Origin of the sequence: Geomonas silvestris (assembly GCF_014193515.1) — a bacterium.
Lineage (GTDB): Bacteria > Desulfobacterota > Desulfuromonadia > Geobacterales > Geobacteraceae > Geomonas > Geomonas silvestris.
The window spans coordinates 301,644-318,631 of sequence record NZ_BLXX01000001.1; the positions used below are offsets into that span (position 1 = coordinate 301,644).

The following is a 16,988-nucleotide window of genomic DNA, read 5'->3' on the forward strand; positions in this document are numbered from 1 at the left end:
AATTTGCCGGATCCGCAAGGGGAGACGTTTCCTCACGGTTCTCGGACTTCGTCAAAGGAACACGCACCAAAAGGTGCAAGTTCCTGGTAGTACAGTCTCCGGAACAAGAAACGCAGACAACAAAAGAGAGCCCGCAGGCTCTCCGAGGTTCTGTTTGTTCTAGTCCCTAGTCACTTGCCCCTAATCCCTGGTTACTTGTAGGGGATCAGTGCAGCGATGTTCTTGTGATCGGAAGCAGCAACGATCGCGCCCTTACGCAGGTTACGCTTGTTCTTCCTCGTCTTGCTGGTGAGGATGTGGCTGGTGAAGGCGTGATTCATCTTGATTTTGCCTGTGCCGGTCTTGCGAAAACGCTTGGCGGCGCCCCTATGGGTCTTCATTTTAGGCATTGTTACTACTCCTTTTCTTGGTGGTGTTTATTTTTTTACCTTGGGGGCGACGATCATAAACATGCTGCGCCCTTCCATTTTCTGGCGTACTTCCACTACGGCGATGTCGGCGAGTTCGGATGTGATCCTCTCCAGGGCGGCCATGCCGAGTTCCTGGTGGGTGATCTCGCGGCCGCGGAACACGACGGTGATCTTCGCCTTGTTCCCTTCCTCAAGGAAGCGGCGCACGTGCTTTATCTTGAACTCCAGGTCGTGCGTGTCGGTCTTGGGACGGAGCTTGACTTCCTTGAGCTCCACCTGGATCTGCTTCTTCTTGGCTTCCGCCTGTTTCTTGGCCTGCTGATATTTGAATTTGCCGTAATCCATGATGCGGCAAACCGGAGGTACGGCTGTCGGCGAAACCTCTACCAAATCCAGTTGCTGGCTCTCGGCCAGCGCCAGGGCCTCGCGCAGCGGCAGGATACCCAACTGCTCGCTTTCGGGACCAACCACGCGTACTTCCCTGGCCCTGATGGTCTGATTGATGTTGACTGTAGGTTTAGCTATGACGCCACCTCCTGTAGCAAGCTTTTATCTGAAGCTCTTGGTTTCTGATTCGATGAACGAGACGAACTGTTCCGGGGTCATGCCGTCGAGGTTCTTGCCGTCGCGGAAGCGCGGCGCCAGAAGGCCGCTTTCGACCTCCTTGTCCCCTACAACCAGCATGTACGGTATCTTCTGCAACTGGGCCTCGCGGATCTTGAAGCCCAACTTTTCGTTACGGAAATCTTTCTGAACGCGCACGCCCGCGGCCCTAAGCGTATTGAAAGCGGCTTCGGCGTACGGAATCTGGTTATCGGTGACCGTAAGAACGATCGCCTGAACCGGTGCGAGCCAGGTCGGGAAGTTACCTGCGAAGTGCTCGATGAGGACGCCGATGAAGCGCTCGATGGCTCCCAGGATGACGCGGTGCACCATGACTGGGCGCTTCTTTTCACCGTTCGCATCGACATACGTGAGGTCGAAACGCTCGGGCAGGGTAAAATCGCACTGGATTGTAGCACATTGCCATCTTCTGTCAAGGGCATCGCGCAGCTTGATGTCTATCTTGGGACCGTAGAAGGCGCCGTCCCCCTCGTTGATTTCGAAGGGGCGGCCGGAGTCTTTCAGCGCCGAGAGGAGCGCGCTGGTGGCAAGCTCCCAGGCATCGTCGGAGCCGATCGACTTCTCGGGACGGGTGGAAAGTTCCATCTCGTACTCGAAGCCGAAGATCCCCATGACGTCCTTGACGAAGCCCAAGACACCCTTGATCTCTGCGTCCAGCTGGTCCGGCGTGCAGAGGATGTGGGCGTCGTCCTGGGTAAAGCCGCGCACGCGCAAAAGGCCGTGCAGAACGCCGGCGCGCTCGTGGCGGTGCACGGTGCCCAGCTCGAAGTAGCGCAGCGGCAGGTCGCGGTAGCTTCTCAAGGAGGACTTGTAGATCATCATGTGCGCCAGGCAGTTCATCGGCTTCACGCCGTAGCCCTGCTCGTCCACCGTGGTGAAGTACATGTTCTCGCGATAGTTCTCGTAGTGGCCGGAACGCTGCCAGAGCTCGGTCTTCAGGATCTGCGGACCCAGGACGATGTCGTAGCCGCGCTTTAAGTGTTCCTTGCGCTCGAAGTCCTCGAGGACGGTACGGAGCATCGCCCCTTTCGGGTGCCAGATGACCAGGCCCGCGCCGACTTCGTCGTTGAAGGAGAAGAGGTCCAGTTCGCGGCCGAGCTTCCTGTGGTCGCGCTTCTTGGCCTCTTCGATGCGCGCGAGGTACGCCTCGAGCTCTTTCTTGTCGGTGAAGGCGGTGCCGTAGACGCGCTGCAGCATGGCGCGCTTCTCGTCGCCGCGCCAGTAGGCGCCCGCAATCGAGGTCAGCTTGAAGGCCTTGCAGAAAGAGCTGCTGGGCAGATGGGGCCCGCGGCAGAGGTCGGCGAAGTCGCCCTGGCTGTAGAGCGAGACCGTCTCGGCGCCCAGGTCCTCGATGAGCTCGACCTTGTAGTCCTCGCCCATCTTCTTGAAGAGGGCGACGGCGTCGGCGCTGGACATGACCGAACGCTCGATCTTCAGGTTCGCCTTGGCGAGTTCGGCCATCTTCGCCTCGATCTTCTCGAGGTCTTCCGGGGTAAAGGGATGATCCACGTCGAAGTCGTAGTAGAAGCCGGTCTCGATGGCGGGACCGATGGTCACCTTGGCCTGCGGGAAGAGCGCCTTCACCGCCTGGGCCATCAGGTGGGAGGTCGAGTGCCGGACGATCTCCAGCGCCTCGGGGCTCTTCTCGGTGATGATTTCCACCTTGTTGCCGTCGGCAAGCTTGGTGTTCAGGTCGACCAGGTTGCCGTCCACCTTGCCGGCGATGGCAGCCTTGGCGAGACCTGCGCCTATGGAAGCCGCCAGATCGTAAATCGTGGCGTCTTTCTGGAGGGATCTTTCAGAACCGTCGGGAAGCGATACCTTAATCTGATCCATGTCAAGCCCCTTTGTACAAACAGAAAGAGGCATCGAAACTCGATGCCTCCGTCGAACCTCGCTATGAAGGTTTTCTTTGATGGTAGGCGCGGGCGGTTTCGAACCGCCGACCCCTAGCGTGTCGAGCTAGTGCTCTACCCCTGAGCTACGCGCCTGTTTGCTGCTTCGTGGAACTCGAACTTTGTACCAATTCGCTAATCCAAAGTCAACACTTTTTCTTACAGCGATCTTTTTTTCTCATTGGACGATGCTTGCAACGGCATCACGATTGGATCCACACGGCGGGTCCGCCTTAAAAAACTCAGGAAATTGCGGAGTTGCTTTACAAACACCTTTTCTGTCATATATTTCCTACGGCACGCTTTGCCCACCACCCTTCGGAAACGCGGAGTCGCCGCTCCCGCCCGAATCCGGATCCTGCGCCCACAGAGCTACCACTCGCTGCACCTGGTACCACCTTTCCCGGATACCCTGGGCACCTTTCATGTCATGCCCTGCACAGCAAGGAGAAGATCATGTCGAAGAATATAGTTTTCTGCGCGGACGGAACCTGGAACAGCCCCACCCAGGACGATAACCACGACCAGTTGCCGGATCAAACCAACGTCTACAAGCTCTTTCGGATGCTCGAAGGGGAGTTGTCCGCTCAAACGCCCGAGGGCTCCAGGGAACAGGAAAAGGTGCTCTCTGCAGGCTCCATGATCCGGCAGGTCGCCAAGTACCTGCACGGAGTCGGGGACGACACCAACGCCCTCTCCCGTATCCTTGGTGGGGCCTTCGGAGCCGGCGTCATCACCCGCATCGTGCGCGGCTACACCTTCATCTCGCGCAACTACCGTCCCGGAGACCGCATCTTCATCATCGGCTTCAGCCGCGGCGCCTATACCGCGCGTGCCCTGGCCGGCTTCATCGCGAGCCAGGGGCTTCTCGCCCCTGCCCTTGCCGCAGACAAGGAAGAGGCCTACCGCAAGGGGGCCCAGGCCTGGTACCGCTACCGCGACACCTGTACCAGCGCCGACTTCTGCGCGCGGCTTGCGGAGGTTGCTGCCAATCTCCCCGCCTTCATCAGCCGCTCGTCACGTGCTCCCGAGGATTTCGTCCCCGTGCCGGAGATCGGCGCCGTTGCCGTCTGGGACACCGTCGGCGCCTTGGGGATCCCCTGCTTTGCCGGCGATGCCCGCATGGACGCCTTCCGCTTCAGCGACAGGAAATTGAGCGACAAGGTCGCCTGGGGCTTCCATGCCCTCTCCCTGGACGAGCGGCGCTGCGATTTCACCCCGACGCTTTGGGATTCCCGCGAGCAGGTAAAACAGGTGCTCTTTCCTGGGGCTCATGCCGACGTGGGGGGTGGCTACCCTACCCTGAACAGCGAGAGCAACCTCTCCGACGGTACCCTCGAGTGGATGCTGGAAGAACTTCTTGCGCTCGGTTTGATCGCAGTCGACCACGAGATCCCCGACTACTTCCCCAGCGTGGGCGGGGTGGCCCACCAGCCCTGGCGCGGCACCCTCTACAAGACCGCCGCCCGGGTGTTCCCCGAGGACCTGGTGGGGCATCATTCCCTGGCGCTGCGCGGCCGGCTTCCCGAGGTGCTTGCCGACCCGGCGGCAGCCGCAGCTCCCTATCGGCCGGAAAACCTGCCAGCCGACATCTGCACGGTCGGCCTCGACCCTGCGACACCAGAAAACACGGGCATCTGCGCCCGCTGCGTATTGAGGGACTGACAGTCGACCAGCTACCACCAAACCACGCGAGGATCAGCCATGACGAAGAACATCGTGCTGTGCTCGGACGGTACCGGCAACCAGGACATCAAGAACCGCGGCACCAACGTCTTCAAGCTGTACGAAGCGGTCGACATCCAGGGGCACAAGGCGCCTGTCGCCGCGGGGCAGACGCCCCTGACCCCGCAGGTGGCCTTTTACGACGACGGGGTCGGCACCGCCAACGCCTTCGCCCGGGTGATCGGCGGCGCCTTCGGCTGGGGCTTCTCGCACAACGTCAAAAAGCTCTACCGCGAACTGGCGAATGTCTACGAGCCGGGAGACCGGATCTACCTCTTCGGCTTCAGTCGCGGCGCCTACACGGTTCGGGCGCTGGCCGGTTTCATCCAGCACTGCGGCGTGCTCAACATCGGTTACTACGCCGTACAGCCGCGCGGGGTCCTGAACCAGAAGATCCACGACTGCTGGGAGGAGTTCACCGGGGTTGCCTTCAAATATTCCAGTGCCAAGGAGCGGCGCTCCCGCATACCGAGCCCCGCCGAGGCTTCCCAGGCCCGTTCCCGAAGCGTCCAGCGCCGGATCGCAAACCACGCGGTGGCACCAACGGAGCCCGTCGATATCGCCTTCATAGGCGTATGGGACACCGTAGGGGCGATCGGAACGCCATTCGACGGGTTGCGCGAGCTCATCGCCCGGTTCCACCCGATCTGGTTTGCCGACAACACCCTGGGGCCCGAGGTCGCCCGTGCCCGCCACGCACTGGCACTGGACGAGGAGCGGCGCACTTTCCACCCCGAACTGTGGAACGAGAAGGACGGGGAGGAACCGCGGGTGAAGCAGGTGTGGTTTGCCGGGGTGCACTCGAACGTCGGCGGGGGATATCCGAAGCAGGGGATGTCGCTGGTGACGCTGGACTGGATGATGCACGAGGCCAGGCAGGCCGGGCTGCGCTTTATCAACCAGGATCTCGAGTTCACCCGCCTGCACCAGGACGTGCACGACAAGCTCTACGATTCCCGCGCCGGCCTCGGCGTCTACTACCGCTGGTCGCCGCGCGACCTCATGGAACTCTGCCGCGAGCACCGGATCAGGCGCCCCAAACTGCACCTGAGCCTCTTCGAGCGCATCGCCAACGGTACTTTCGCCGCCAACGGCACCGACAGCTACTCCCCGGGGAACCTCCCCTTTGACTTCGAAACGGATTATTCCGGCAGCATCGGATCCTGGCCAGACCCGGCCAAGGTTGGCCCCATCGCGGCGCTGCTCGCAGGCAACTACACCGGAAGCAATCAGGCGATGCTCGAAGACATGCGCGACACGGTGCTGTCGGGGAAGAGATCGTACTACGCCTTTTTGGCCCTGTCCCTCCTCTCGCTGGTCGCACTCATTACCATGCTGATCCTCTCCTGGTGCACCCGCGGGACCGGTGCCTGCGGCTGTTGGCTGGGGTCGGCAGGAGCGGTGATCGCCGTTTTCCTGGTGGGAAGTTCGATTATCCACCACTGGGCGGACCACGTGGACACCGCCCTTTGCAAGCACTACTCGGGCTTTTGGCATCGTTGCAGGAGCCACTTGCGCAAGATGCTGGCCGTTCCCTGATTTGCGGTGGCACTGCGCAAAGAGTAACCGTACCCAGATGGTTATCCGTACCACAGTCAGGTAACGGAGAGATTCGTCTTGTCACGAATCCGCAGTATCCCCTTCATCCCATCCATCCCTGTTCGATTGGCAGTATCCCCTTCATCCCATTCATCCCTGTTCGAATAGCAGTATCCCTTTAATCCCTGTTGCCTTTTAGTTTAAATAGCACTATAAGCAGGGTCAGCCAAAGGCGAAGCCGAGGTAGGTCCGGAGCGCATCCCATGAAAATAGAGTGTCCCTCCTGTCATCTCACCGGAACGGTCAACGAGGTGGAACTCCCCCCCTGCGGCCGCCGGATGACGTGTCCGCGCTGCAAACACGACTTTCACGTTGAAAAGCCCGCCGCTCCCCCGGCCGGTGCCCGACTGATGAGCACCTGCCCGGCCTGCCAGTATTCCACCTTCACCGATGAGATGTTTGCCGTCTGCCCCAAGTGCGGCACGACTGCCGAACAGCACCAGGCCCTGGCCCGCAAACAGCAGGAGCGCGAACAGGACCGCCGCAACCAGGAGGCGCTGCAGCGCTCGTACCGGAACCCGGACCTGGTGGTTGCGCCTCCGCGTGACCTGCAGCAGCCCGACGAGACGCCTCGCACCGCGAAACCCATAGAAATCACGGCCTGGATCTGCCTCGCCGCCGGCGGAGCGCTCTTTATCTACGCCGTCGCCGGCATCGTCACGTACTACAGCCGCGACTGGCAGGCGATCCTCTCCGAGCCGGTGCTCGAGCCGTTCTCCAAACTTTACGTCTTCGCCCACCTGGGACTCATCCCCTGGCTGGTGCTTCTGTTCAGCCTCTACCTTTCCGCCGCAGCGTTTCAGTTCGGGAAGCTGCGGGACGGTTCCCTGCAACGCCTGACCGAAGCCGCCTGGATCGGCATTGCCGTCGCAGCGACCCACCAGTCGGTTGCCTTCTACGACTGGGTGACCATCTCCTCGAGCAAGCCCGGATTCTCCTATTCCGCGATCGGTCTCTTCAACGCGCTCCTACTGCTGGCGCTGCTGGCCGCCCCCTGTGCCGCCCTGCTCCTCATCCTGAGAAGCGACCGCATCACCCGCGAGTTCAGCTAAAGGGTCGCGTTCCTCCGGATGACAGACCACGCTACCGCTCCGCAGCATTCCCGAATAATCCTTGCAGAAGCAAAGACCTTCCGCTAGATTGCCAAGGCCCCTGCAGCCACCCCGGCTATCCGGATCAGGGGACCACCACACCAAAGGAGTTTCCATGCTGAGAAGAGTCGTCACCGTGTGTTTGACCGTTGCCCTGTTGCTTTCGATCTCGCTGGCGCAGCATGCCCTTGCAGCCGAGAGCGGGGTCGCCAACCTTCTCGGTTCCTGGAGCATCACCCACCGGCCGGTGAACGAAGCCGGTCAGCCCTGCCCGTATCTTCCCGAAGGGATCCAGTTCTTCAAGGATCAGACCCTGGTGATGTCCAACATGCCCGGCCGGCATTTCCCGATCAAGATCGAACTGAGTGCCGAGGAGCGCAAGGCCATCGAATCGAGATCCGAGGAATTCCAGGGGAAAAAACTTTTGCTGGTGAAACCGATGCCCAACATGCCCTGGGAGAAGACCCCGATGGCCTACGTCTACTCGGTGACCAAGGACGAGCTGACCCTGGTAGTGCTCGGCTGGGACCCGGCAACCTTCAAACGCATCAAGTAATCGAACGCTCCAAAGAGAATAAAAAGGCCCTACCGCGAGGTAAGGCCTTTTTTGCGTTATCCATCTCCCCTGCTCCCAAGCTAACTCGAGGAACCCATGCTAGCGTCCCGAATCCCTGCACTCCTGTTATTGATACTGCTCACCCTGTCCGCAAGTGCCTGCTCCACGATGAAACCCTCGTTGACCGCGCAGCCACCCGCAACGGCCGCTTCACGAGCCACCCTCCCCAGAGAAGTGTCGAGCATCAGCGTCCCCATCGAGGCCTCCGCCGAGGAGATCGGCAGGACCCTTAGCAGGGTAGTGCCGGTTCGGCTCTACCAGGGATCCACCAAGAGCGTCGGGATCACTGCGGATCTTCGCCGCAACGGTCCGATAGATGTCGCGGCACATGACAATGCCCTCTTCCTTACCCTGCCCGTCACGGTTTCGCTAAGCTATGCCGGGTTCGAGACACCCGCCCTTCCCGTCAAACTGCGCTTTCGGGCTGCGGCCAGCATCGGGTCCGACTGGAGGGTAAGCGCCGATATCCGCTACCAGGGACTAAGCGACTTGTTCGCAGAGCAGATTGGCATCGGCCCGCTCTCCATCAAGCCGCGTGCGGTGATAGAGGGCCTCACCCAACCGCTGCAACAGGTGCTTAGCAGCCAGGTGAACAAGCAACTGAACGACAGTTTCTCCCTCAAGGCGAAACTTGCCAAAGCCTGGGAGGCCGCCCAGAAACCGATCCTTGTGGACCAGAAGCTGAACGCCTGGTTAAGACTCTCGCCCCGCGAGGTCAACCTGTTCCCGCTCAGGGCGCAGAACAACCGGGTGAGCCTCGCCGTCGGCATCGTCACCTACGCCGAAGTAATCCTGGGGCAGCAGCCGCAGCATGCCGCCCCGCTACTCCCGTTGCCGCCACTTAAGCTTGTTAACAGTCTCGACAGGACTTTCCGGATCGCGGTCAATGCCGACCTCTACTACAAAGACCTCTGCACCGCAGCCGCCCCCTTCCTGCTCAACAAGGAGTTCAACTCCGAAGGGAAAAAGGTCGTGGTGAAGAGCTTCGAGTTGTACGGCAACGGCGACAAGTTCGTCATAAAGGTCGTGACAGAGGGGTCTTTGGACGGCACCTTCTATCTCACCGGTAAGCCGCGTTTTGATTCCCGCAAGAACGTCCTGTCCGTCGAAGAGGTCGATTTCGACCTGCAGACCAAGAGCCTTTTGTTGCAGTCTGCCGACTGGCTTTTGCACAGCACCATCAGGGATCGCATCCAAGAGAGGCTGAACCTCGACCTCTCAAAGCAACTGGAGGAGTCGCGGGAGTTGGCGGGCAAGGCGATTGCACAGCGCAAACTCCTGGACGAGGTGAGTCTCAAAGGGGAGATCAAGAGTTTGAAGCTGGGAGAGTTCCTGCTGGGGCCGGACAGGATTTCCCTGCAGGCCGTAGCGGAGGGAGAATCGGCGCTGGTACTCCATTAACCGGTCGCGGATAGCGGAGACAAAAGGAAGAGGAGGGAGAGGCTAAACCGTACCGACCACCCCAGAAGCGTTGCCCCCTGGAACCCGAGGTCGCCGCTACCGGCGGGTGGCCGTCTTTATTAGCGAGGTGGTGGTCTTTATTAGCGAGGTGGTGGTCGTTATTAGCGAAGGGGTGGTCGCTAATAGCGAGGGGGTGGTCGTTATTAGCGAAGGGGTGGTCGTTATTAGCGAAGGGGTGGTCGCTATTAGCGAGGGGGTGGTCGTAATTAGCGGAGGGGTAGTCGCTAATAACGAAGGGGTGGTCGTTATTAGCGAAGGGGTGGTCGCTAATTACGAAGGGCTGGTCCTTATTAGCGGAGGGGTGGTCGCTAATTACGAAGGGGTAGTCGTTATTAGCGGAGGGGTGGTCGCTAATTACGAAGGGGTAGTCGTTATTAGCGGAGGGGTGGTCCTTATTAGCGAGGGGGTGGTCGCTAATTACGGGGCGTCCCCGCTATTTGCGGCATGGCCGGCGGTAGTAGTGTGCGAGGATTTCAAAACGGGTTCCTATGGTGTCGACCATAGGACATCGAGTTTGATGCCGTTTCAGGACAAAAGTTCCTGTGCAGCCGCGATGACCTCCGCGACGCTGATTTCCGAGAGGCAGCGGGCGCCGTCCGGGCAATGCGGTGTGGTGCCGAAGCGGGTACAGGGAGAACAGGCGAGGTGAAGATTTACGATGCGGTGATCCAGGCCGCGGGGTCCCCATTTCGCCTCGATGCCGGGACCGAAGAGCGACACGGTGGGAATACCCAGGCCAACCGCAATATGAAGAATCCCGGAGTCTCCCGATATTAGCAGACGGCTTTGCGCGATCACAGCCGCGCTGTCGACGAGACTGGTCCGGCCGGCTAAATTGAGGCCGCCGCAACCTGCGACGATGGTCTCCCCTTCCCCCCGATCACCAGGCCCCCCAACCACCGCAATACGGCATCCTGCCAAAGTGAGCCTCTGAGCCAGTTCGGCAAAGCGCGCAGCCCCCCAACGCCGTTCCGGAATGCTGGCGCCGGGGAAAACTGTGACCAGCCGAGGGTCGTGTCCGCCACCGAGCAGCGCTTCGGCCCGGGAAGCGGCCTCACCGGGGATAGTAAGGAAGGGAACTGACAGGCTTTCGGGTGCGCTGATCCCCAGGGGAGCCAAGAGATTGAAAAAGCTGAAGGCTTCGTAGTCGTCCTGCGAGTAAGGGACGCCGTGGGAGAAGAGGCGTTTGCGGTCATTGGTGGCGTAGCCGATGGAGAGCGGAGCCCGGGCAAGCCTGGCCACCACCGCCGAGAGCCGGTGCCACTGTTCCGTATCGATGATCACATCGAAGCCGCCGCGTAGCACTTCGAGGAGATCGGCCGGACGGTCGTAGAGCAGCAGGCGATCCACCTGTGGGCAGAGCCGAAAGGCCCCGCCATTACGCCGCTCCGCCAAAAGGGTCAGTTCCGCCTCAGGGAAGCGCTTCTTTAGTGCAACAAGGGCAGGTGCCAACAACACCGCATCCCCGATCCCTCCCGGGCGGATGACCAGTATCCGGCGCACCACCTCGAGCGGGCGAGAAGCTGCTGCCGGCAGGCAGGCAGCAGCCCCAGCCCCCAGCAGTTGGTCCAGTAGTTTAAGAAGCTTCGTCTGCATACCCGTCTTTCCGCTTTCCCACCTCAGGCAGGAATCCTCTCATGTGCTCCTGGATAGCCGCTAGCCCCTGACCCGCAGAATCCCGATTAAGGATTCGCCGCTTCCTGGTGCGAGCAGCATCCGCCCGGCCAGAAACTGCAGCACCGTCGGCGCACCACGCAGTATCAGGTCCAGGCGGCGGGGGCGGTTCGGGGTGTAGGGAAAATCCCAGAGCCCGTCTGTGCCTATCTGCAAGAGTTCGAACCCGTTCCTCGAAAAAAACTCCTGCCATTCCCCCCGTCGCTTTAGGTTAATGTGGCTGGGATCGGCAAAACCGCACCAGCCCTCCCCTTTCAGCCGGTGCCCGCGCCCCTCCAGTTCCGGCATTACGCAAAGGACCTGCCCGTCGGAGGTAAGCGCCCTGCGCCACTGTCCGAGAACCTCCTCGAGTTGTACGTCGGGAATGTGCTCCAAAACATGGAGGGCGGTGATGCCACGGTAGTGCCCGGAGGGGAGTTCCTCCAGGCTGCGGTAGAGAGGTGCCTGCGGTACCAGCTCTCGGCAACGGGCCAGGCCGTGCTCTGAGACCTCAAGTCCCTCCGCGGGGAAGTACCGGCTCAATCTCTTCAGGAAGTACCCGGTCCCGCAGCCGAAATCAAGCACCGGTCCGGGACGGAAGACTACACGAGCCAGCCGCGTGTAAAACCACAGCGCGGGCCGATCAGCATCCTGGCCGTTGAACTCATAGTATCGGGCGTCAAAGCTCGTCAAGCTTCAGGCTCTCCCATTGAGGGTCGGCTCGTCTCCCGAGTGCAAAATCCGCTCGATCACCTCGACCCCCTGCATGAAGGAGTGGTCCATGTTGCCGACCTCATAGCGCCAGGCGCCGAACCGGCCACGCGAGAAGATTCCCCGTTTTTCCAGGTAAGGCTGGATGGCGGCCAGGGCACGGTCGCGCCCGATTGTCGGCACCGGATAGGAATACGGGATATCTATCAGGTAGCGGCTCACCACGTGTTCCCGCTCAGTTTCGGAAAGCATCCCGCTGTTCACCAGCCCCTGCTCGGTCTGGGCAATGATAGCTGCCTTATCCTCGGGTTTGTGGGGCGAATAGGTAGTCTCGCACATGAGCGCGCAGTAGCGCGAGGTATCTGCCTCGGGTACGTTGGTCGCCGCATAGTTGTGGAAGTTGGTCACCCGGTAGAAGGGAGAGTTCGACTCGGGGAAGTACATCCAGCATTTGGAGTCGTCACGCGGCGCTTCTACCCCCAGCCCCACGATGAGTCCTCCATTGTGCACGAGGTCACCGGCAGCTTGACGCAGTTCCTGCGGTGCATCACAGGCCTCGACCAGCAGGTCGAGCGGCGTGGTGTTGATCAGGATGTCGTAGCTCTCCACGCGGCCGTTTTTGAAACGAATCTCCTTCGCCTCGGTATCAACGCTTTGCATTTCGTGACCCAGGTGAATGCGGTTCTCAAACCTTTGAGCGATGCCCCGGTAGATGGCACCGGTGCCGCCGGCTTTCGGGAACTTGAAGGTGTTATTGGGGCCCCAGCTCAGGTCGTCGCGTTGCTCGGCGATGTTGCGCTCGATGCGTGCCAAGTCCACCACACTCACCCTTTCCGCTATCCACTGCTTGCTCATCAGGGAAAGAGGCACTCCCCAGACTTTGCTGTTGTAGGGTTCCATGAAGTGCTTCACGATCCCCGCGCCGAAAACGGCGTCCATCCAGTCCCGGAAGTGCTGCGCCTGCTCCGGCGACCCCGCGAGACTCCTGAGCCCGTCCACGCACTCCTTGACAGCATGGTCCGGCAGATAGCGCACGTTGTTCTGGAAAGGGTATGGGACCCAGGTTTCCAGGATGCGTACCCAGCTTTCCCGCTGGTGTTCATGGTAAGCGTCCCCCAGCGCGTCGGCGACCGCCCCGTCGAAGTAGTCGTAGTGGGAGAAGAGCACATGGCCGCCCACGTCCCAGGTAAAGCCCGCGCCGTCGACGAAGGAGGCGGAGAGCCCGCCCACGTAGCTCTCCTTTTCGAAGAGCTGCCAGTCCGCGAAACCCAGTTTGTTCAGGTGGTAGGCGGCACCAAGGCCGCAGGGTCCGGCACCAAGGATGATGATCTTCATACGGCTCCTAACTGTTCAGCAATATCGGAACGACGCCATCCGGGGCGTCGACCTGTGAGGGTGAAGTTAACCGACTGCGGAGTCGCGAACGGGTTCTGCTGCTCCAGACAAACCTCCACTTCCGGCATGTCTCGTGCCAGCGTTCCAGACACTGGGCAACGCTGCTACTGCACTGATAGGTCCCAGCACCAAGGAAAGCGCCACTTTCCAGATTGCCCAAAGGTTCTGATCAGAGGCGAAAAACCGCTCTTTGACCGGAGCGTAGGTGTAATGTTTTGTCAACAAAAAGGCGTAGGGAGCAGAAAGCCCCTCACCGGCAGTAATCGTCACCCCGTATCCCCCGCAAAGCACCTTGATTGCAGTACGAATTTTGCTTGAAAGGGGATCCTTGAGGATGTCAAAGCAGAGATGGCTCACGTTGAGGAAATCGAAGATAGGCGCACGCTCCCGGTTCACCCCAAGAGTAATATGAGCCCCCGGTGCCACCTCTCGTACCTTGGTAACCGTCTGCACCACCTCGTCGAAGGTACCGCTCGCGTAGACCAAAACCCGCGACAACCGAGTTGCAAGCTCCTGTTCGGCAACGGGCTGCGATTCAGCGACTGTCAGGCCTGCCGACAGCCGGCCTTTGCCAAACCTGCCGAGCAGGAAATCTTCAACCGACGAACGGATCAGACGGGACCAGGCCCGATGCCCCAGCAGGTTCACGTATACCATTGAGCTGAACGCGTTGTTCAATACCCCCAAATAAGCAATAAGGCGTCCGATTCCACTGGTGTGCTTGCTGGCGGTGAGGAGGCCGTTTCTGAAGTCGTAATAGATGATTCCAGGGTTGCACCCTTTTTCCACACCGTGATAGACCTTCGAAGCGACAACGGCGACCACCCGGAGGCCCTGCCGCTTCATGCGCAGGCAAAACTCGATATCGTCCCAGTGCAGAAAGTACCGATCGTCCATGACGCCGACCTCCCGCGCTGTCGTGGCGCGGACCAGAGCAGAGCATGCGGCGACGTAATCCACATCGATGATCCTGCTGTCATCCTGGTCATTCAGACGGGCGTAGCGCAGGTTGGGTGCCCACGTGCCGGAGCGCCAGTGAACAAACCCTCCAGCCTCGACCATGAGCGATTTGTCTTCGGGGCTCATAATGCACGAACCGGCAGCACCAATGGTGCCATCCGCCTCCATCGCTCGCACCAACTCGGTCAGGGTATAGGGAGTTACCTCTGCGTCGTTGTCGAGGAGCCAGAGGTAATCCTGCTGTAAGACGTTCAGGGCGTAGCGCATGCCGGTATTGAAGCCGCCAGTGCCGCCCAGGTTCTCAGCGTTTTCCAGAAGGGTTACCGACAGGGGGTGCGCTTTTATGGCGGGAACCGAGTCGTCGGTGGAGGCGTTGTCCACCACGACGATACTGTAGTTCTTGTAGGCGATGCCCTGGAGCGAATCGAGGAGATTGATAACGTCTGCCCGCTTGTTCCAGTTTACAACGATGATGGTTACCTTCGGTTCAGGCAGGGTCGACATGGTGCTGTCCTTTACGAGTGATTATCTGCTTATAAAGAGCGATGAGCCTATCAACATGGGAAAAGCGGTCGGCAATCAGGGTGTCGCGTCGGGCACGTATCTCCTGGTTAAGCGGCAATAAGCAGGAGGGGTTCTGAATCACCCGTTCCATGATTTCGGCCAATCCAGCGGCACTGCAGGAGACATTGAGCCACCCAGTGCTGCCGTCGAGTACATAATCGGTGATGCCCCCTCTTGGGTTGCCGATCACCGGAATCCCCTTCGCCATGAACTCGATACCGGCGTAGCCATAGACCTCTTCGCAAAGTGAAGGCATCAAGCCGACATCGACTTCGTTGAGTATTGCGTCGAGGTCCTGCTCCCGGTAACGTCCTTTGAGCCCAACCGGTTCGGCAGCTGCCAAGCGGGACCTGACGCTTGCATGAACCTCACCCCAGACGTCCAGCCAAAACCGCTCCCCTAGCCCCTTCTGCACCAAAAGATCAACCGCATCCGCAATGATGCCGGCCCCCTTGAAGGGTGCTAGACAACCGTTGAGGGTGGCAAAACGAACTCGCGCAGGCGCCTGCACCGGTACTCGGGGTATGAGAGCACTGATGTGGGGCAAGGACGAGTGCAGTACCTGGATGTCGGTGCGCCCGGTACGCTGCTCATATATTTGGGCGGTGCGACTGGATTGCGCTATGAGAAGATCTATCCGGCGCAGGTGCTCAAGATTGCCTTGCAGCCTCGCAGCGAACACCTCCGCTCCCGGAGGTGCACCACCAAGAACTGACCGTGCGAGGGTTTCAACGGGACGCAGCACCCGGTGCAGACCACGAGCCACTGTTTTCGCCTCCAGGTCGAAGGTCCTCTGAACTAGATGCTCGCGAAAGTGCCGGCCGGAGCCGCAACAATCGCGGCAGCTTGAGCTTGGGTCTTCCAGGTCACACAGGGTGCCGTCAGGACGATACAGGTTCAAGGTCGGGCAGAACATGAAGTAGTTGTGCAAGGTCATCGCGACCGGCAGGCGGTAGACCCGGGAGGCGATGCCCAGCAGGGAAAACGGCAATCCCGCCATTTCATGAACATGGAGCAGATCCGGACGGAAGGTATCGATAACCTGGCGAAAATACGTTTCGCTCTCCGCTTCGGAGAGTTCCCGCTCCGGAGGAAAGTTCCCCTCGTCTCCGGCGTGCAGAAGCCGCGGGTCTTCAATCTCGAAAACCGTAATTCCATCACGGGTCCATTGCGACAGCCGCGGGCGCCTCCAGCCAGGGTGAACCCGCCCCGCACAAAAATAGGCCACCTCGTGCCCGCGTTGATGCTGGATTTCCATAACATCTTCGGCGTAGGCGATAAGCCCTCCGTTCCTCAGCGGCCGGAAGCCCCAGCCGATGTGCAGGATGCGCAGGGCCTCTGTCACGGTTTCCCCCCCGGACCGTGGTCGGACCAAGATGGCAGCACCTCGCGCCATTTCGCATCCGTCCTAAGCAGCCTGCGGGCCAATCCACGAATCAGCTTGTAGGGAGGAGATCCCGTTACCAGCCCGAGGTAGTGTTCGTGCCAGGAGAGCCGGGCGGCCATGAGTTCCAGGTGCTTACGTGCCTGCAGCTCACCACCATGCTTCATCAGCACCAGGCAGGAGTCGACGAGACTCAGGTTGGCAAACTGGGTGGTCTTTGCCGAGCCGTGCAGGCGGGCGCAGGAGAGCATTGCCTCGGTTCGAGCGAACCGGAAAGAGCGGCCGAACTTGAGCCAGAGATCAAGGTCCATCGCCATGTGGATCTGTTCATCAAGCGGCCCGCAGCTATTCCAGGCCTGCCGGGTAAAGAAACAGGAGGGCTGGATGAAGTGGAAATCGTCAAGCCAGGAGAAGAGCGATTCGAGGGAAAGGTCTTCTTTGGGCAGTTTCCGGCCGGTCTCGTGCCCTTGAGCATCGACAAAGAGCCCGCCCCCGACGAAAATGTCGGCATCCCGGCAGAAACCCCGCAGTTCGGCAACCTTCTGCAACGCGCCGGGAAGCAGGTAATCGTCGGAATTAAGCCATCCCAAAAGGTCCCCTGTGGTTCGGGCGAACCCTTTGTTGAGTGCATCGCTCTGCCCGCGGTCCGGTTCGCTCACCCAAAAAGAGAGATGTTCCTGGTACTTCTTGATGATCTCGATGCTGCCATCGGTACTGCCGCCGTCGAGTACCAGATACTCGAGGTTGGGGTACCCCTGGTCGAGCACAGAGAGGATGGTCTGTTCCAGGTACGCAGCTTGGTTAAACGAGGGGGTGACAATACTGATCTTGGGCAGCTTGGTTTCCCTCTCTGCTGCCGGAGTGACAAGATTGCTAACCATTACAGGAGTTCGCCCCCCT

The 16,988-nt window shown here is 60.2% G+C and carries 14 protein-coding genes and 1 tRNA gene; 5 read left to right on the plus strand and 10 right to left on the minus strand.

All coding sequences use genetic code 11. The features are described from left to right. Nucleotides 1–191: 191 nt before the first annotated feature. From rpmI to GMST_RS01290, 4 genes are all read right to left on the minus strand, one after another. Nucleotides 192–389 carry a 50S ribosomal protein L35 gene (gene rpmI / locus GMST_RS01275; RefSeq protein ID WP_183352788.1) on the minus strand — a complete coding sequence of 66 codons (198 nt, stop codon included), beginning with the start codon at nucleotides 387–389 and terminating at the stop codon, nucleotides 192–194. 27 nt (nucleotides 390–416) lie between these two features. Continuing rightward, a complete protein-coding gene (infC, locus tag GMST_RS01280) occupies nucleotides 417–935 on the minus strand; it encodes a translation initiation factor IF-3 (protein WP_183353254.1) in 519 nt (172 codons plus the stop codon). Between the two features lie 24 nt (nucleotides 936–959). Beyond that, on the minus strand, nucleotides 960–2,870 hold the full coding sequence (thrS, locus tag GMST_RS01285) for a threonine--tRNA ligase (RefSeq protein ID WP_183352789.1): 1,911 nt from the start codon (nucleotides 2,868–2,870) through the stop codon (nucleotides 960–962). An 80-nt stretch (nucleotides 2,871–2,950) separates the two neighbouring features. After that, nucleotides 2,951–3,025: transfer RNA gene (locus GMST_RS01290), tRNA-Val, on the minus strand. A 360-nt stretch (nucleotides 3,026–3,385) separates the two neighbouring features. On the opposite strand from GMST_RS01290, the gene GMST_RS01295 reads away from it, so the two are divergent. From GMST_RS01295 to GMST_RS01315, 5 genes are all read left to right on the plus strand, one after another. Beyond that, on the plus strand, nucleotides 3,386–4,594 hold the full coding sequence (locus tag GMST_RS01295) for a T6SS phospholipase effector Tle1-like catalytic domain-containing protein (RefSeq protein WP_183352790.1): 1,209 nt from the start codon (nucleotides 3,386–3,388) through the stop codon (nucleotides 4,592–4,594). 39 nt (nucleotides 4,595–4,633) lie between these two features. Then, a complete protein-coding gene (locus GMST_RS01300) occupies nucleotides 4,634–6,193 on the plus strand; it encodes a T6SS phospholipase effector Tle1-like catalytic domain-containing protein (protein ID WP_183352791.1) in 1,560 nt (519 codons plus the stop codon). A 263-nt stretch (nucleotides 6,194–6,456) separates the two neighbouring features. Then, on the plus strand, nucleotides 6,457–7,305 hold the full coding sequence (locus GMST_RS01305; RefSeq protein ID WP_183352792.1) for a zinc-ribbon domain-containing protein: 849 nt from the start codon (nucleotides 6,457–6,459) through the stop codon (nucleotides 7,303–7,305). Nucleotides 7,306–7,459: 154 nt separating this feature from the next. Then, a complete protein-coding gene (locus GMST_RS01310) occupies nucleotides 7,460–7,900 on the plus strand; it encodes a hypothetical protein (protein ID WP_183352793.1) in 441 nt (146 codons plus the stop codon). A 96-nt stretch (nucleotides 7,901–7,996) separates the two neighbouring features. After that, the gene (locus GMST_RS01315) at nucleotides 7,997–9,361 is read left to right on the plus strand and encodes a DUF4403 family protein (RefSeq protein ID WP_183352794.1); all 1,365 of its coding nucleotides are present in this window, start codon (nucleotides 7,997–7,999) and stop codon (nucleotides 9,359–9,361) included. Between the two features lie 585 nt (nucleotides 9,362–9,946). On the opposite strand, the gene GMST_RS01320 is transcribed toward GMST_RS01315, so the two are convergent. The 6 genes from GMST_RS01320 to GMST_RS01345 form a co-directional block, all read right to left on the minus strand. Then, on the minus strand, nucleotides 9,947–11,017 hold the full coding sequence (locus tag GMST_RS01320) for a glycosyltransferase family 9 protein (RefSeq protein ID WP_183352795.1): 1,071 nt from the start codon (nucleotides 11,015–11,017) through the stop codon (nucleotides 9,947–9,949). Nucleotides 11,018–11,077: 60 nt separating this feature from the next. Beyond that, nucleotides 11,078–11,767: a class I SAM-dependent methyltransferase gene (locus tag GMST_RS01325; protein ID WP_183352796.1), complete on the minus strand. Its 690-nt coding sequence runs from the start codon at nucleotides 11,765–11,767 to the stop codon at nucleotides 11,078–11,080. Between the two features lie 3 nt (nucleotides 11,768–11,770). Further along, complete coding sequence (locus GMST_RS01330) at nucleotides 11,771–13,120, minus strand: protoporphyrinogen/coproporphyrinogen oxidase (RefSeq protein ID WP_183352797.1); 1,350 nt, start codon at nucleotides 13,118–13,120, stop codon at nucleotides 11,771–11,773. A gap of 66 nt (nucleotides 13,121–13,186) precedes the next feature. Then, nucleotides 13,187–14,644: a glycosyltransferase family 2 protein gene (locus GMST_RS01335; RefSeq protein WP_183352798.1), complete on the minus strand. Its 1,458-nt coding sequence runs from the start codon at nucleotides 14,642–14,644 to the stop codon at nucleotides 13,187–13,189. Beyond that, a complete protein-coding gene (locus GMST_RS01340) occupies nucleotides 14,628–16,049 on the minus strand; it encodes a glycosyltransferase (protein ID WP_183352799.1) in 1,422 nt (473 codons plus the stop codon). The genes GMST_RS01335 and GMST_RS01340 overlap by 17 nt, the downstream gene beginning before the upstream one ends. After that, nucleotides 16,046–16,969 carry a glycosyltransferase family 2 protein gene (locus GMST_RS01345; RefSeq protein WP_198424526.1) on the minus strand — a complete coding sequence of 308 codons (924 nt, stop codon included), beginning with the start codon at nucleotides 16,967–16,969 and terminating at the stop codon, nucleotides 16,046–16,048. The genes GMST_RS01340 and GMST_RS01345 overlap by 4 nt, the downstream gene beginning before the upstream one ends. Nucleotides 16,970–16,988 lie beyond the last annotated feature (19 nt).

Coding starts and splice junctions, on each gene's coding strand:
- GMST_RS01345 (WP_198424526.1), bottom strand. CDS start 16,969: ATGGTTAGCAATCTTGTCACTCCGGCAGCAGAGAGGGAAACCAAGCTG.
- GMST_RS01315 (WP_183352794.1), top strand. CDS start 7,997: ATGCTAGCGTCCCGAATCCCTGCACTCCTGTTATTGATACTGCTCACC.
- thrS (WP_183352789.1), bottom strand. CDS start 2,870: ATGGATCAGATTAAGGTATCGCTTCCCGACGGTTCTGAAAGATCCCTC.
- GMST_RS01300 (WP_183352791.1), top strand. CDS start 4,634: ATGACGAAGAACATCGTGCTGTGCTCGGACGGTACCGGCAACCAGGAC.
- GMST_RS01295 (WP_183352790.1), top strand. CDS start 3,386: ATGTCGAAGAATATAGTTTTCTGCGCGGACGGAACCTGGAACAGCCCC.
- GMST_RS01330 (WP_183352797.1), bottom strand. CDS start 13,120: ATGAAGATCATCATCCTTGGTGCCGGACCCTGCGGCCTTGGTGCCGCC.
- GMST_RS01310 (WP_183352793.1), top strand. CDS start 7,460: ATGCTGAGAAGAGTCGTCACCGTGTGTTTGACCGTTGCCCTGTTGCTT.
- rpmI (WP_183352788.1), bottom strand. CDS start 389: ATGCCTAAAATGAAGACCCATAGGGGCGCCGCCAAGCGTTTTCGCAAG.
- GMST_RS01305 (WP_183352792.1), top strand. CDS start 6,457: ATGAAAATAGAGTGTCCCTCCTGTCATCTCACCGGAACGGTCAACGAG.
- GMST_RS01320 (WP_183352795.1), bottom strand. CDS start 11,017: ATGCAGACGAAGCTTCTTAAACTACTGGACCAACTGCTGGGGGCTGGG.
- GMST_RS01335 (WP_183352798.1), bottom strand. CDS start 14,644: ATGTCGACCCTGCCTGAACCGAAGGTAACCATCATCGTTGTAAACTGG.